This window comes from Legionella waltersii (genome assembly GCF_001468085.1).
GTDB classification, from domain to species: domain Bacteria; phylum Pseudomonadota; class Gammaproteobacteria; order Legionellales; family Legionellaceae; genus Legionella; species Legionella waltersii.
Map to the genome: position 1 here is coordinate 323,576 of NZ_LNZB01000015.1, position 16,113 is coordinate 339,688.

The following is a 16,113-nucleotide window of genomic DNA, read 5'->3' on the forward strand; positions in this document are numbered from 1 at the left end:
CAGATAATGCACAACTGGCAGTAACTTTCGCTGATAAGGAATTAAAACGAATATCAGCGCTTCGCAAACAATTTTTAGCAACTAATGCTGAGGTTCAGGCTGCGAGTCAAAATTTGGAAAAGGCCAAAATAGAATTACTTAATCTGCAAAATCAACAACAAAATCAAAATGGAACTGTTTTACGTTCGGAGGTTGAGGGGACAGTGATCGCAGTGAATGTCAGTGCTGGACAAATTATTGCGGCCAATTCGGTGTTGTTGAATTTTTCTAATGGTGAGAACCGGCAAATAAGACTTGGCGTTGAAAATGAGGACATTACAAAGCTCAAAGTGGGAGCACAAGTAATTATCACGGCCTTAGATAATGACACCTCAAAACATCTAAGTACCATTAGTAATATTACAGGGCAAATAGATGCGTCTACCGGTTTAATTGATGTTATTGTCAATGTAACCAACGCTCCTGATTTGATTCCTGGTAGTATGGTTAAGGGCGAGATTCTGACCAAGCCTAAAACCCGGGTTATTTCAGTTCCTCGGAGCGCAGTACTCTATCAACAAAAAAAACCTTATCTCTTTGTTATTAAGAAGGGAAAAGCACTCTTGCGCTGGGTTGTTGTGGGTGAAGATAATGGACAAATGGTCAGCGTCATCAATGGGCTCAAAGCAGGTGAGCGCGTGGTGACGGTGGGTAATTATGAATTGACTGATGGCTTAAACGTATTGGAACAAAAGCCATGACAGCACTTTGGCTCCAACGACATCGCATCTCTTTATTGTTTCTTCTTGCATTGTTTGCGCTGGTTGGACTTTATTCAGCATTGAAATTACCGGTAGCTCTATTTCCCAATATTTCATTTCCTCGTATTGCAGTGAACGTTAACGCAGGTGATAGGCCAGTTGATAAAATGATTATTGAGGTGACTCGTCCTTTAGAGCAAGCCATAAGAGCAGAGCAGGGCGTTCTTAATATCCGATCTATCAGCAGTCGAGGTTCTGCGGAACTCTCCATTAATTTTGCTTGGGGCACTGATATGGTAACAGCCCTGTTACAAATACAGTCTGCACTTAATAAAGTGATGCCCATCATGCCTGCAGGAACAACCTTTGAGGCACGGCGGATGGATCCGACGGTATTTCCGATGCTGGGTTTGGCACTAACTTCAAATCAATACACTTTAGTCGCACTTAAGGATTTTGCAGATTTTAAATTAATTCCCTTGTTATCCGGTATATCGGGGATTGCCACTATAGAATCCTTAGGAGGAGAAAAAGCAGAGTTTCAGGTGTTAGTTGATCCTGCAAAATTACGTGAAAAAAACATTACCTTTGATGAAGTGATTAAAGCTCTTGCGGCAAATAACGTAGTGACTGCAGTGGGGCGTATCGAAGATTTTTATCGGCTTTATTTGGTTTTATCAGATACCCGATTGCATCAACTGGAAGACATTAATCAAAGTGTGTTACGCAGTGGCCCTAATGGCGTTCTTTTACTCGATGATGTGGCTCAGGTTATTGAAAGTACTACTCCTCAGTGGACACGGGTCACAGCCAATGGGCATGACGCGGTTTTGGTCAATATCATGCAACAATTAGGGGCAAATACAGTTTCCATTGTCAATGAAGTAAAGACCAAACTATTGGCTTATCATCATCAAATCCCTAAAAGCGTAGAGATAAAAACCTATTACGACCAGGCTGAACTGGTAGTTGCATCTGCTGTCGGAGTTCGTGATTCGATTATCATTGGTGCGCTGTTAGCAGCATTGATTCTTTATTTATTTTTGCGCAATGTACGCATGACCTTAATTGTGGCCTTAATTTTACCCTGTGTTTTGGCAACCACCTGTGTATTACTCCATGTGTTTCGAATGAGTTTTAATATTATGACCTTAGGGGGAATGGCTGCGGCTGTAGGACTCATTATTGATGATGGGGTGGTTCTTCTAGAGCACATTATGCGTCGTTTGAGTGAAGGTTTTAAAAATGAGCCAACGTCTAATCCTGTATTAGTGGCTTCCATACAAATGTTAAAACCACTAGTTGGTTCAAGCCTTGGCACTATTGTTATTTTTTTACCTTTAGCTTTTATAGGTGGGGTGACCGGTGGTTTTTTTAAGGCTCTGGCTTTAACTATGGCCTGTGCACTCACCCTATCCTTCTTTTATGTGTTTTTAGTAGTTCCTTTATTGGGCGAGAAATTATTAAAACCTGTTGATGCACAGCATTTAGAACAAGTTGGCCCCTATTTAAGTCGGTTACATCAATCATACAGGCAGTTAATGCGTCGCCTATTAAAATCTACGTATTATTTACCTACAGTGATTATCGGGTTAATCATTATGGGGTATCTTGCCTATACTCAAGTGGGTACAGGGTTTATGCCGCGCATGGATGAAGGGGGTTTTATTCTTGATTATATTGCGCCACCAGGAACATCGCTCACCGAAACAGATAGATTATTAAGAAAAGTTGAATCACTCATTACGGATATTCCTGAGGTAGATAGTTATTCACGCAGAACAGGATTGCAATTAGGCGGCGGTATTAGTGAGGCGAATATAGGGGATTTTTTTATTCATTTAAAACCTCAACCCCGACGTGATATTGAGGAGATTATGGGAGAATTGCGTACTAAAATTCAATTAACTATACCTGGACTTGAAATTGAAACTGCACAATTGATGGAGGATATGATTGGGGATCTAACGGCAGTTCCCCAACCCATTGAGATCAAATTATTTGGTGAAAATCAAAATAAATTAAGAAAGGTTGCCAAAACTATTGCAAAACAGCTTGGTACAGTTCCAGGTGTGGTGGAAGTTAAAAATGGAATAGTTATTTCTGGTGATGCGGTGACCATTAAAGTCGATAGGGTTAAAGCGGCTTTATTGGGTCTTGATTCAGACACCATTACCCGGCAAATTCAAACTATACTCATGGGGAATGTGGTCAGCCAAATTCAATCGGGGGAAAAAGTAATTGGAATTCGTGTCTGGACGGCTACTGATTTACATGAACGCATTCAGCAATTAAAACAATTGTCTTTACGAAATACTGCAGGTCATTCTATTGCATTAAGCAGAGTAGCAACTATTAATATCGATGAGGGACAAGCCCAAGTCATGCGTGAAAATCAAAAAAATATGGTTGCGGTTAAAGCACGAATTGAAGGTCGGGATATGGGCTCAACAATGAAGGATGTTAACACAATGATGGAAGAATTAGACTTGCCTCCTGGAGTTTATTTTGAATACGGTGGCTTGTATCAAGAACAACAAAAATCGTTTATTGATTTAATGATGGTGTTTATCGGTGCTCTATTATTGGTGATACTCTTGTTATTGTTTTTATATGAAAACGTACGGATTGTACTGAGCATCCTGATTACCACGTTATTGTCCCTGCCTGGCATCTTTCTTGGCTTATGGATAACTAACACGGAGCTGAATATTTCTGCCATGATGGGCATGACGATGATTATTGGTATGGTCACTGAAATTGCCGTATTTTATTTTGCAGAACTCACTTCTTATTCCAGACATGGAAAAAAAGAACTCATTGCTTCTGGAGTCATGCGAATGCGCCCAATATTAATGACTACCATTATCGCCATTCTTTCCTTAATGCCGTTAGCGATTGGCATTGGAACAGGATCAACAATGCAAAAGCCTTTGGCGATTGCTATTATTTCAGGACTTTTATTTGCCATCCCTTTAGTTTTGTTGGTGATGCCACTTTTATATTATCGATTAACTCCACAAAAGAGACAGTTAGAAACTCCCAGAATTATTAATACCACTGAGCGGGATTAATTAATAGAGTGAATTATTGTTTTTATTCTCTAATAATTATTACTAATAAAAGAAAACAGAATGAGGTGGTCAAGTAAATTGACACACCCAGTTAAGCAACTTTCTTAAATTCCCCCCAAACCCGTTCAAACTGATTCGGATTCATATAGCCAAGGTGCGAATGCATCCTGTGACTGTTATAAAACATAGTAATGTAGCTCAAAATATCTTGCTGCGCTTCATAACGAGTTTGGTATTGTTTCCATTGGACTTGTTCTCGTTTTACAGTTCCAAAAAAGCTCTCAGCCACAGCGTTGTCCCAACAATCACCTTTTCGACTCATACTTCCAACACATCCATAAAGACTTAAAAGATTTCTATAGTCATGACTCGCATACTGCGAGCCACGGTCAGAATGAACAATCAGCCCGCGTTTTGGTTTTCGTTGCCAAATAGCCATTTTCAGAGCGTTACAAACCAGATCGGATGTCATCCGAGACCCCATGCTCCATCCCACTACTTTTCTGGAAAACAAGTCAATGACAACTCCTAAATATAACCAGCCTTCTTGAGTATTAATGTAGGTGATATCTGACACATAAGCCTTATCAGGACACGTTACAGTAAACTCACGGTTAAGCACATTTTCAAATACAGGCTTCTTGTGATTGCTGTTGGTAGTGACCTTATATTTCTTTCTATATCGAACAAAAACACCAGCCTCTTTCATGAGGCGGCGAGTCTTTTTTCTTCCAACAGGATAACCTAAGGCGTTTAAACCTCTCATGATCCGACGACTACCATAGCTATACTTACTTGATTCCGAAATCTTTTTAGTCCATTCTAAGAGCTCATCATGCTCAGGATCCATAGGCTTTTCTTTCTTTCGTCTTTGAGAGCTGTAATAGCTATTTCGATTAATGCCCAGGAGTTGACACATAACGTCAACCGGCCAGGTCTTCTTATGTTGGGCAATAAACGAGTACTTCACTTCGTTTCCTTGGCAAAGAAGACCGCCGCTTTTTTTAATATGTCTTTCTCCATCTTTAAGCGTTTTACTTCTTCTCTTAATTGACGGAGCTCTTCTTGTTCGGGCCGCAATTTGCCTTTCCCTCGAAAAGCGCTATCACTGTCTTCTTTAAACTCTTTTATCCAGCGACTAAGTAGTGGCTGGGAAATGCCCAAGCTTCTTGACGCCTCTGAACAACTGTAACCTTGGTCAATTACAAGACTAATAGCATCTTGTTTAAATTCTTTTGAAAATGACCTGCGCATCTTTTCCTCCCAGTTAAGTGACTATTATCTCTTAACTGGGTGCGTTCATCCATTAGACCACTTCACTTATCTAACTCTCCAATTGCATATTTGCAATTGATTTATCACCATAACCGATTACCTCAAAATAGAAACGTTGAGCTGAATTTGCTGAAACTATTCGTTCTGTTTATCGATATGGAAATTAAACGAGAGCGGTCAGCCGAGAAGTTTTTACTCGCTGAGATGGGTTAAGGGGGGCAATATGCAGGTTTATGATAATAAAATGCCAAAACAGATTTTGTTTATTACTGATTTAGAGGAGCTTCTTGGTCGTAACCGGTTGACTTTAAGGCGTTGGTGGACTAGCGGGAAGTTTCCACAACCCGTTAAACTAAATGGCACAACACTGGCGTGGCACTCTGAAACAGTTAGTCATTGGATTCAACAAAACATGCGTTTATCTTAGCATAATAGCCCATATAATGTGGGCTATTGAACTTCTCTCCACAATGGATGATCTATCCAGTTCCTTGGAATTCCCATGCTTTCATGAGCCCAATTGTATTTTTCAACAATTGGCTGAATAAGTTTCTCAGATGATATTGCCCAATCTATGCCATTACCAGCTGTGGTTAGTAATTTTTTGATGATCAACAAGATAATATATGAGCGATCATTTCTTGGTGTAATAGGAGGTAGCCACAATTCATTAATCGCATCAATTTTGGGTTTAATGGCTAAATCTTTATTCCAAAGACGGCTATGATGAGCACATATATTTCTTACATAAGTTAGAAAGTATAGCCAATTGGCTAAAGTTTTTGGATGTAACTTATAACCTTCAGCAATTATCCTTTTGTCTTCATTTTTTAGCCCTTTAAATAAGACAGACAATGAACCAAAGGATAAAACCTCTATTGCCATCCATACTGGTAAGTTAGGATAACCCAAATATTTATTTTTATAATGCTCAATAAAGTATTCTCTGGAGCGTTCTATCTCGTTATTAATTTGTGTTAACCATGAACTATGTTCAAATTGCTGATGGAAATTTTGAGGATTCGACAAAGCAAATGGCCCATAACTATGAGCAAGGTGGTAAGCAATACTGGTTCTTACTGAAATTTCAATTCGCTCTAACCCATCCATTATCAATAATCTTAGTTTACGATCGAACTCATAGAGATCTATGACGTTTTCAAATGTAACCTTATCTTGAAATTGTTCAGTGATATTGCCTGATATATCCGAACGTTTAAATGGCAAGCAGTAGGCACTAAGCCGATAATAGTTGGTATTTGAAAGGCTTTGCAACGCAGAAGGCCAATTATTTATAATAAGACCTTTTGCTTGAAGTTTTTCCAGTTGGGCTTGGAAGCTTAGGGCTGGCTTTAGATATTTAATGAGAGGATTATTCATAGTAATGCGCATAAAAAAACCGCCAAGGTTACGCAAGGACTTACGTCCTCTAGGCGTGGCGGTTGTGTTAAGTTAATTATAGAGCAGTTCATATGACTTTTTCAATCCTTTAATGAGATTAATCTTGCAATATGGCTTGCCCAAGCATCCAATGCTTCTTTACGTTGGGGTAACATTTCATTTTTATTGTAAGTAGCCATGATGCGAGGCATTTTGTGGCCAAGGCATTTTTCAATCACTACAGGATCAATATTAAGAGACTCGCCCAATTGTGTGGCAAAGGTTCTCCTTAAATCATGGGCAGTCCATTCAGGAATACCCACCCGAATCTGGATTCTTTTAATTGCACGGGGAAGGGCATCTTTAGACATAGGGACATCATTCGTTATACCTGGAATTACAAAAGGAGAGCAAGATTGCTCTTTAAATTGAAGAAGTAATTTTTTTGTAAGCTCACTCAAGTGTATTTTTACAGTTATTCCTCCTTTTGAATGCTCGGGAGGAATTGTCCATAAAGATTGTTCAAAATCAAATTGATGCCATTGGGCAAGTCTGATTTCACCTGTTCTAACACCAGTTAATATAATAATTTTAATGGCTAACCGGGCTGATCCAGACATTTGGCATAGATCACTTTCAAGGAATTTCCAGATAGTTTTTATTTCTTCGGGCAATAGTACTCGCTCCCGGGGCTTTTCCATACCGCCGATATCACGTGATCGTATATTGGTAGCCGGATTATATTGAATATAGCCGCGACTCACAGCATAGTTTAGAACTTGTTTAATAGTGCTAAGAATGCGATTAGCGTGAATGGGTGCTCCTCGTTGTACTATTTTGTCGAGGGCGATTGTAATGTCTTTGGTTTGTAACTTATCAAGTACTGTATCTCCGAGTAGAGGGATTATTTCTGAATCAATCTGATATTTGATAGGGCGGGGTTGCTTTCTATTCTTAACAGCATAATTTTCGTACCAAGACTGTATTAATTTTGAAAAGGTATTATCTTCTTTTAATTTTTCTAATTTGGTATGTTCTATAGGATTAATCCCTTGCTCTTTTAAGGATTGAGCTTTAATAAGAAACTCACGAGCCTGCTTAAGGCTAATGGCAGGGTATTTCCCTAAACTCATTTTTTGTCGTTTTCCACCCATGCTAAAACGGTAAAACCAAGACTTGTTACCGCTAGGCATTACTCTAACACCTAATCCAGACGATTCTATTTTTTCAAACCAAGTGGTTTCTGGTGCGAGATTTTTAATGTAGCTGTCGATAAATTTCATCTACACAGTCCTTTGTAATTTGGTACCATTTTTGGTACCAATATTTATGTATAGGTATATTATCAAATGATACTAATTGAATTCATAAAATTCAATTATTTCTTATAAATAAAGGGGTTCTAGCGTTTTTTGAAATTAAATGATATTATTTGATATCGATATGATAAAGTTTCGTAATCAAAAGGTCGGAAGTTCGATTCTTCTCAGCGGCATCGTGAAATCAATGGGTTGCATAATTTATAAATTTGATTTTTTTGCGTATCGAATATGTGTCGAAATCTCAGAGACTTTTTGATAATAAATTATGGCCTGGAATAAATTACAGGTAATATTTTTGGGCGAAAGGTCAAATCTAACTCTTGAGGCTATAGAAGAGCTAGAAAGCGGAGGTGGAAAGAAATATCCATCTTTTAAATCTATGATTGATGATTTGGAAGAAGATGAAAAAATCTGATTTCATGGATCTTCTAACGAGCAAAACAACTCTTAGCCTTCAGTGCACGATAGAGATCACTCGTTCTATAATATTCGATTATTTCGACTGTTTCGAATAATTCGAATCTTTGCTATACTTAGAACTAAGATAATCTCTAAGATATTTATCATGACAAGGTTAACAACCGAAATTCGAAATCCAAGCAAGCATGATAGGGGTATTGCCAAACAATCTTTTCAGCAAATTCGCCAGCTTGCATTACCTGCTAAAAAAACAGCTTTCTTAGATTTTGAAGGTGTTCACGTGGAGTTACCTTCCTCAGCAGTTAAGTTAGTTGTTACCATTTTAAACGAAATAGCAGAGGGTAATTCCTTAACATTAATCCCACAGCATGCACATCTAACAACACAAGAAGCTGCTGATATGCTAAACGTATCTCGGCCATATTTTGTAAAATTACTGGAAGAAGGAAAAATTCCTTTTGAAAAAATTGGTAATCGCCGCCGCGTATTAGCTCGTGATGTGATGGAATTTAAGGATCAGGAAAGAATGAAGAGCGAGAAAGCATTGCAAGAACTAGTAGATCTAGCTCAGAAGTTAGATATGGGATATTAGTGCATGGTGAATTTTAAAGTTTTATATGATGCATGTGTGCTTTATCCTGCCCCGTTACGTGATTTATTAATGCAATTGGCTACATGTGACTTATACCGTGCAAAATGGTCTGAGCGAATCCATCGGGAATGGATTAGGAATGTTTTAAAGAATAGACCTGATTTAAACATCGATACTTTAGAAAAAATCCGAGTCAATATGAATAAATCGGTATTGGATTGTTAGGTTGAGAATTTTGAAGATATAGAGCAATCTCTTAAACTTCCTGATGCTAATGATAATCACGTTTTAGCTGCAGCAATTGTATCTGGATGTGATGTTATTGTTACATTTAACATTAAAGATTTTCCCAACAAAGAACTTGATAAGTATGGGATTGAAGCACAGCATCCAGATGATTTTTTAATGCATCTCACAGATCTAAATACAAATAAATTCTGTTCGGCTGTTAAAGCTGTACGCACTCGTCTTAAAAATCCGCCTAAAAGTATCGATGATTATTTATCAACTTTAGAAAAACAGGGCCTGCCTAAGACAGCTGAATTTTTAGTAAACTATTATTCACTTCTATAAAGTTATCGATAATCGGTTTGCTAAGATTCAATTTTCCCGAAGAAAAGAATTTTCCAAGGGCGCAATATACATTGCTTCGCAAAGTGAAAATTTGAAACAAAATTTAATTCGTAAAATGGCAATTTCCCTGACGCTAAAGAATCAATTATTTAATTGTATTAATTCTAAAGAAACAAAAGATGATTAATAAATCCATGCTTTATTAATCACTATTGTGCTATATTTTGATTAATAAATGGGGGGGTTATTAATCATGAAATGGAATTGGCAGCTTGAGAATTGGCCAAATTTTACTTGGGACTCCGATAAATTTGTTGTGTTTGAACAGTCTTTTACTGAGAACGCGGGCATTATTATTGGTTCTTCGCAACATATATCTCAAGAAGGTAAGCAAAATTTATTTATTGATTTAATGTGTACTGATGCTTTGGATAGCTCTGAAATTGAAGGGGAGCATTTAAACAGAGATAGCGTTCAATCTTCTATAAAAAAAGAGCTAGGCTTGTCTACACAAGCTCCTAGAGCTAGCTTGGCAGAGCGTGGGATCGCTAAAATGATGGTTAATTTATATCAAACGATGTCTAGTCCACTAACACATCAGGTTTTATTTGAATGGCATCAATTTTTAATGGGTAATAGCGATCGTTTAGAAAATATAGGTCAATATCGTAAACATGAAGAAACAATGCAAATTGTTTCTGGTCCTGATTACGATCGAAAAATCCATTTTGAAGCGCCTCCCTCAACACGTGTTCCAGCCGAAATGGATCAATTTATTGATTGGTTTGAACGGAGTTCTCTCACCGGTTCAGCTCCTATACCTACATTAACCCGGGCAGGAATAGCCCATTTATGGTTTGAGAGTATTCATCCTTTTGAAGATGGGAATGGAAGGATAGGGCGAGCCATAGCTGAAAAAGCTTTATCACAAGGATTTTCAAAACCAGTAATGACAGTATTGGCAAAAATATTATTAAAAAAGCGAAAGGAATATTACCAACAATTAGGTTTAGCAAGCAAAACCTTGGAACTTACCTCTTGGTTAATATGGTTCGCTAACATCGCTCTAGAAGCCCAACAAAGCACTTATTTATATATTGATTTCATTATTAAGAAATCAATTATTTTAAAGGAAGCGGAAGGCAAAATTAATCCAAGGCAAGAAAAGGTTTTAGTAAGATTATTTCAGGCGGGGCCTGATGGATTTGTAGGTGGTTTGAGTGCTAAAAATTATATGAGCATAACAGGCGCACCGATCGCAACAACAACCAGAGATTTGAATGACTTGGTGAAAAAAGATATTCTCAAACGAACTGGCGAACTTAAAGCGACTCGTTATTTTTTAAATCTAGATAAGGCTTAAATGTAATTTTTGAGATTTGGTACGCAGTGAGTACCAAATTAAAATGTCTAGCAGTGAGTTCCAAAATGGATCTTACTGAAGTGTATCCTTTGGCCGACATTGACCGCCAAATTGAATATAAGGAATACCAATTTATTTTCTATGTCTAATTGGGATCTCAATGCGATCCCAATTGAAGAGCTTGGATACCAATACTATCAGCAGATCTAATAACGCCCATACACTTTAAAAAATAATCGGTAATCAATTGCATTGGTTTTCTCAACCGTTTCACATCTGTAATGATATACCTAGCGGTCACATCATTACTCATTTTATGATTCATTAGCCGTTTAAGCGCATAAGCAGAAATATCCAAGCTTTCAGCAATAGTGATAAAGGTATGTCTTAAATCATGAACGGTAAAGTGGACACCAGATGCTTTGGTTACATGAGCCATTTGTTTACGTGGCTCTAGAGATTTTAATGAACGTTGCTGAACTGGGTTGTAAACTTTTGCTTGACCACGTGAAGCTCTGGCGGGTCTGTAATTTTTGTCATGGGCAATCTTGCTTAACAGTCTGGCTAGTTTAATGATCTAGTAAATTGATTCTCAGTTTTAGCTTCTTCATAGGGTTCTTTTAGCTTACTTAGTTCAATAGTGGCTTCTAGAAAAAATTTAGAAACGGGATGCTGGGGGGTAAATCGGGTGTAACTCAATGCTTCTTTAACCCATGGTGATTTAACGATTGATGAGTAAGGTGGCCTAAATTGATTAAGAATATTAAATAAAAGACTAGTTTTGGGGCCTGAGGAAAAAAAACCATTGCCATAATTGCCATATTCATTTTTTATAGAGTTTTGAACTTCATCTATCTTTTTTTGCAAATAAACCAGTTTTGCCCAAGGAGAAGTTAAAGAACACATAACCTGTTGACCTAACTGGTTTAACAACCTTACTTCAACAGCACGGCTACCAGTTTGCTGATGATAAAGATTAACTTGAGTCATTAAATTTTGAATCGCAAGATTAAAGTCGTACGATTGAATCGGCTTAAGTTTCTCCATTATTTTGTTTGTGTCAAGATAGGCATTGGCTGCTCTAGTGACTAATAACTTCCATTCTTTGCTTACTGTATATAAAGCTTCCCAGTCCTTGAGGGGGAGACGCAAAACAATTTCATATTTTAAATCCAGAGGTAGTAACTCCATAAATGGAGTACTTTTTAACAACTCTTCTTTAAGATGTGGGATCCAAATTTTTTCGTCTTGAATGATGCTTAGACTTAAACTCGGATCTTTAGCAATTACATCAAGAACTATATCCCGCAAGCTCTTGGGGCTGCTATTATTTTTTATCTCAGTTTTAGATATCATTTTTTATGGCTTTGGAATTGAGTGCGAATAATGCGCACTATATATTAAAAAACTTCGATTATGCAAGAATATAAGAAAAACAAAGCAGATCTTTTGAGAGGTTACCACTAGTTATTTTAGAAGGAAAAGATAAGAAAATTGAAAAAATGATGAACCATTGGTATTTTATGCTCGACCAATGCGCGCGGGATCCAAGAGGCCTGGTTAATACACCCAATGACAAAAGGTTTTGTTCCCTCTGGTAAGTTTGATGCGTGCACCAAGGTAACTATCGGCTCAACTTCTTCCTGTGATTTTTCAATGACGATGGGTAATTCTTTGGCTGGTGTTATGCGTAACCCTGCTCCTATAAAGGGTAGCAAGGTTAGCTAACAGTCTTAATAAAATCGATAGGTTGTGGTGAAAAGAATGACTCAATGCTTTTTTGCTGCAAAGTCATGGCAGTGGACTCAGCGTGGGGGGGCCTCTATGTGTTGTAACCGCTCTTTCAGTTTCTTTTCATAGATATCGTCCATCATTAAAGGGATTTTTTTCCAAAAAGGCAGCGAGGACTTGGTATTTAAATACAAGGAATAGTTTGCATGTTGCTGGACCTGTCGTGCTTGCGAGGGTTCAAGGTTCAAAAGATAGGCATTGATCTCTTCAAAGACGTGGGGCGGTATAGGATTACCAATAAGCTGATACCCTTGTAAAAGCCAAGTTCTGACACCTGGAGCAAGTTTTAAGAGCGCCAACGCTGACTCCGCACTCAATGAAAGATCCCCACCATTGCTATTAGCAAATTCAGCTTCTTGATGAACTCTATTTAATGCATGCAGCTCTTTGTCGATATTTAAGTGGGTATTATAATAATGATTATGATGAGTTACTTTTTCCTTAAATTTTGAAATATCTGTTGGAGAAGCGTTAATAAGTTGTTTAATTATACTACTGGAAGAATAATTCCCTATGGGGTAAGTATTTTTTACTTGATAGTGTTCGTTATATTCTTCCATGTGTTTCGATATCCATGGGTGCAAGGCACAACCAATAAAACCGTCAGGTGAAAAGTCATCAGGATTAAATAATCCTTTGTGTTTATCATTGAATAGTAAAGTCGAACCCAAAATAAGTATCTTGACCTGGTTGCTTTCAGTATAATCAAGCCTTGCAATCTGAAGAACGTCCATACTAAAAACTCGACTATCCACATTGACCTTATATCGCTCAGGATATGAGGCAATATAGAGTCGATGTTCGCATCGTCTTATCGCAAAAATCAGTGCTCCGACCATAATGACATCGTGCATTTCTTTTATTTGCGCATCCGTCATCTCAGTACTTTTCGCTCTTAACTCTTCTAGCATCTCAGCGGCAGTCTGTACTACAGGATTTGTTTCGGTGGGTAATATACCATCCCTAATGGCTTTTCGTAATGAGTTTATAGAGTTTTCTAGAGTTGTAAACATCCTAATTTCTCACATCAAAATAGTATGTATAGCTTGATATATTAACATATAATGAACACTATGATCCTATTTTGCCATCTAAGTCGATTTTAATGCTCAACGGAAGGTAATACTCAATCCTGAAATGATTAATTTCTACCAGGAGATTCAGAATCAAATTCAATTTTATATTGCGCCAATAGACTACTTATATTGCTTTCTTCTTTATGATCTTTTAACTGTTTTAATATGCATTTTAGGTTAAAACCACCAAATAAAATAACATTCTGGTGGTACAGAGATAATGACTTGTTTTGCATAGATGATTGTTTCTTTAGCAATACCAATCACCTTGATGGGTTCGGAGTAGACAATGGAACTGAATACCATCGTAAAAATGCTATAGAGTTTCTTCACGAAAATGCATCCCTAGCCTTTTCCTTTGGATTTAATAAAAAAATATAGCTTTAAATGGAAGATTTCCCATCACTTTAAGATTATCTTAAGGTCAAGGTGTTAAATTATAGTCCTCTTAGTGCATTTAATATTATATTGAAGAGAGGTCAAGTAAATGTATAGCAAGACTTCAACATCGAGTAGCGACAATAATTCTGATAACGAAACCACTTGGGAACCCTATGGCGGTCTAGATTACGATACCGTATGGGATTTAACAATGGCTGATAAATCCAGTGAGGCTGAATCCAGCGAGGAATCCATTACAGCCCCAACTCAAGAAACCACTTGGGAACCCTATGGCGGTCTAGATTACGATACCGTATGGGATTTAACAATGGCTGATAAATCCAGTGAGGCTGAATCCAGAGAGGAGTCCAATACAACCCCAACTCAGGAAACCACTTGGGAACCCTATGGCGGTCTAGATTACGATACCGTATGGGATTTAAAAATGGCGGAACAATATTCTCAGGATTCTGCACCAAAACAAGAAAAGCCCGAGCCATCTACTCAAACTTCACCTGCAGCAAGCAATAATAAAAATTATTTTGCAAGCCTGATGAATTTCTTCTCTTCATTCTTGGAAAAATCTCAAACATCTGCAGACACTCCAGCTGTAAAAGTAGAAACAGATAAGACTACAGTGCAAGTTCCAAAGAGTGAGGATGATAAACAAACCGCTCCTAAAGATACGATATCTCCAGAATTACAATGGTATGAATCTCCGGTATACAATCTAATGTTCAAAGTGCCAGTTATTAGCGCTGGAATAACTAGCGTTGTTCAACCCACAAATCTTCTGATGGCAAATATCATTAATCATTCCAATCCTATCAAGGGAATGCCTTCAGCACCTTCAGCGATTTTCTTTGCACTTTATAAAGGGTTTGGGAATAACGTTGTTGCTGGACAAATGCGAGGCGCAGTTAGCGTAACAGCAAAACAAAGTCAAGGTGTGGAAGTAGCAAAGGAAGCTGAACTAAGCACTGAATCTAGCTCAGCTAATAAAGGCAGTAAAATGATCAGTACAGTTAGTTTTGCACAAGCAGACACTCTAGTCGCTCAATACGGTAACAGAGGCGTGTTAACTGGGTATTATTCAAATGAAGGTATCTTCAAAAAAATGGCCTGTCCTTTAGAAAAAATTCCACTAACAATCAATAACGTTAAACAAATTGTGGCGATGGGTTATCCCATAAAAACGACGGGTGGACTTGTTACTTATGGTGCAATGGTTATTGGTTCAGATTTTATAGAAAACCAACAATTTCTTTCGAATCCTACAACTAACAAAGTGGTTGCAAGTATGATTGCTGGTGGTTTAGCTAGTATTGTTACCACACCCATTAGTATTATTAATGATAAAGTAGTGTTGAGCACAACGATTAATAATCAAAATCAACTGAGTAGACTTACTTTCACTCAATCCATGGAAGTCGCGGCGCATTTTGTGAAGGATGCAAGTTTTAAAACAAAATTAGCCTATGCAGGTCCTATGAATGCTGTTCGCTCGACAATTATTTTTGGGACATTGACGTTTGCAAATGAGTTATTGGGTGATCAACCTCTGAAAAAAGTAAAAGAAGCAACGGTCGTTTTGCTAGGCATTTTTAGCCAAAAGGAGAAAGATAAATTAACTCCCCCAGTAGAAAAAGCGAAGATAGAAGAGTTAGAAGAGCAAACAGGGGAAAAAGAAAATTCGAATAAGCCTAACTGATGTAATATGCTCTGTATAAACCATGTAAAGGTGCTTCTCCAATCAAGAGGCACCTTCAACAAATACTTCCAATAGAACTATCTATCATTATTGTAGGAGCTTATTTGAAGTGTCCAAAAATAAAAGATCGAGTTTCATGTACTATAAATTAAGTCCATACAATTAGTTTACTAGCTTAAACATCGTCATGCGTCAAAAGCAGATGTCGTTGTTTTGCTGGTTACTTTTTCAGTGGCTGTTTTTGATGACTAAGTCATGGCCGTTGGTGTTGGCGTATTGATTGCGGGCTTATTCCCCATGAGTGCTAAACTTCGATGGTCATTGAAAAACGGGTGGCATTCATTGTCCGCTCCCTGACGGCTGAGGAATCGACTCAATTTCTAGTGCCCCAACTAATCTCTTCTTTGATGGTCAG

15 protein-coding genes and 1 pseudogene are annotated in these 16,113 nt (G+C 37.8%); 9 read left to right on the forward strand and 7 right to left on the reverse strand.

From position 1 onward, the window contains the following. Positions 1-14 precede the first annotated feature (14 nt). Together Lwal_RS04685 and Lwal_RS04690 are read left to right on the forward strand one after the other, a co-directional pair. Positions 15-740 (forward strand): efflux RND transporter periplasmic adaptor subunit, encoded by a 726-nt coding sequence (locus Lwal_RS04685; protein ID WP_269458322.1) that lies wholly within the window; start codon positions 15-17, stop codon positions 738-740. Next, positions 737-3,814, forward strand: a complete 3,078-nt coding sequence (locus tag Lwal_RS04690) for an efflux RND transporter permease subunit (RefSeq protein WP_058479750.1) — start codon at positions 737-739, stop codon at positions 3,812-3,814. Before Lwal_RS04685 ends, Lwal_RS04690 begins: the two co-directional genes overlap by 4 nt. Before the next feature lie 91 nt (positions 3,815-3,905). On the opposite strand, the gene Lwal_RS04695 is transcribed toward Lwal_RS04690, so the two are convergent. Then, positions 3,906-5,068, reverse strand: a protein-coding gene (locus Lwal_RS04695) for an IS3 family transposase (protein ID WP_095197465.1) whose coding sequence is annotated in 2 segments (ribosomal slippage) — positions 3,906-4,810 and positions 4,810-5,068 — 1,164 coding nt in all. Because the reading frame shifts where the segments join, the coding sequence is not laid out codon by codon here. A gap of 244 nt (positions 5,069-5,312) precedes the next feature. On the opposite strand from Lwal_RS04695, the gene Lwal_RS04705 reads away from it, so the two are divergent. Further along, positions 5,313-5,516 carry a helix-turn-helix transcriptional regulator gene (locus Lwal_RS04705; RefSeq protein ID WP_027270711.1) on the forward strand — a complete coding sequence of 68 codons (204 nt, stop codon included), beginning with the start codon at positions 5,313-5,315 and terminating at the stop codon, positions 5,514-5,516. A gap of 23 nt (positions 5,517-5,539) precedes the next feature. Here the strand turns inward: Lwal_RS04705 and Lwal_RS04710 are convergent, their stop codons facing one another. Both Lwal_RS04710 and Lwal_RS04715 read right to left on the reverse strand, forming a co-directional pair. Continuing rightward, entirely contained in the window at positions 5,540-6,481 is a 942-nt protein-coding gene (locus Lwal_RS04710; RefSeq protein WP_058479752.1) for an Abi family protein, read from the reverse strand. Between the two features lie 89 nt (positions 6,482-6,570). Beyond that, positions 6,571-7,752 carry a tyrosine-type recombinase/integrase gene (locus tag Lwal_RS04715; RefSeq protein ID WP_058479753.1) on the reverse strand — a complete coding sequence of 394 codons (1,182 nt, stop codon included), beginning with the start codon at positions 7,750-7,752 and terminating at the stop codon, positions 6,571-6,573. 304 nt (positions 7,753-8,056) lie between these two features. Here Lwal_RS04715 and Lwal_RS17630 point away from each other — a divergent pair, with 304 nt between their 5' ends. The 5 genes from Lwal_RS17630 to Lwal_RS04730 all read left to right on the forward strand — a co-directional run bounded on the left by Lwal_RS17630 (position 8,057) and on the right by Lwal_RS04730 (position 10,739). Then, positions 8,057-8,206 (forward strand): hypothetical protein, encoded by a 150-nt coding sequence (locus tag Lwal_RS17630; protein WP_165481846.1) that lies wholly within the window; start codon positions 8,057-8,059, stop codon positions 8,204-8,206. 150 nt (positions 8,207-8,356) lie between these two features. Further along, entirely contained in the window at positions 8,357-8,803 is a 447-nt protein-coding gene (locus Lwal_RS04720) for a helix-turn-helix domain-containing protein (RefSeq protein WP_058479754.1), read from the forward strand. 3 nt (positions 8,804-8,806) lie between these two features. Then, positions 8,807-9,028 (forward strand): hypothetical protein, encoded by a 222-nt coding sequence (locus Lwal_RS17855; RefSeq protein ID WP_231950952.1) that lies wholly within the window; start codon positions 8,807-8,809, stop codon positions 9,026-9,028. A gap of 150 nt (positions 9,029-9,178) precedes the next feature. Beyond that, positions 9,179-9,376 carry a VapC50 family PIN domain-containing toxin gene (locus tag Lwal_RS17860; RefSeq protein WP_476645816.1) on the forward strand — a complete coding sequence of 66 codons (198 nt, stop codon included), beginning with the start codon at positions 9,179-9,181 and terminating at the stop codon, positions 9,374-9,376. A 253-nt stretch (positions 9,377-9,629) separates the two neighbouring features. Then, positions 9,630-10,739, forward strand: a complete 1,110-nt coding sequence (locus Lwal_RS04730; protein ID WP_058479778.1) for a Fic family protein — start codon at positions 9,630-9,632, stop codon at positions 10,737-10,739. A gap of 157 nt (positions 10,740-10,896) precedes the next feature. Here Lwal_RS04730 and Lwal_RS04735 read toward each other — a convergent pair. From Lwal_RS04735 to Lwal_RS17280, 4 genes and pseudogenes are all read right to left on the reverse strand, one after another. After that, positions 10,897-11,196, reverse strand: a pseudogene (locus tag Lwal_RS04735) (integrase); the annotation flags it as partial. 107 nt (positions 11,197-11,303) lie between these two features. Continuing rightward, on the reverse strand, positions 11,304-12,095 hold the full coding sequence (locus Lwal_RS04740) for a hypothetical protein (RefSeq protein ID WP_058479756.1): 792 nt from the start codon (positions 12,093-12,095) through the stop codon (positions 11,304-11,306). A gap of 449 nt (positions 12,096-12,544) precedes the next feature. Next, on the reverse strand, positions 12,545-13,543 hold the full coding sequence (locus Lwal_RS04750) for a hypothetical protein (protein WP_058479757.1): 999 nt from the start codon (positions 13,541-13,543) through the stop codon (positions 12,545-12,547). Positions 13,544-13,783: 240 nt separating this feature from the next. Further along, on the reverse strand, positions 13,784-13,939 hold the full coding sequence (locus tag Lwal_RS17280) for a hypothetical protein (protein ID WP_157066265.1): 156 nt from the start codon (positions 13,937-13,939) through the stop codon (positions 13,784-13,786). Positions 13,940-14,093: 154 nt separating this feature from the next. On the opposite strand from Lwal_RS17280, the gene Lwal_RS04755 reads away from it, so the two are divergent. Further along, the gene (locus tag Lwal_RS04755) at positions 14,094-15,698 is read left to right on the forward strand and encodes a hypothetical protein (protein ID WP_058479758.1); all 1,605 of its coding nucleotides are present in this window, start codon (positions 14,094-14,096) and stop codon (positions 15,696-15,698) included. Positions 15,699-16,113: the final 415 nt, after the last annotated feature.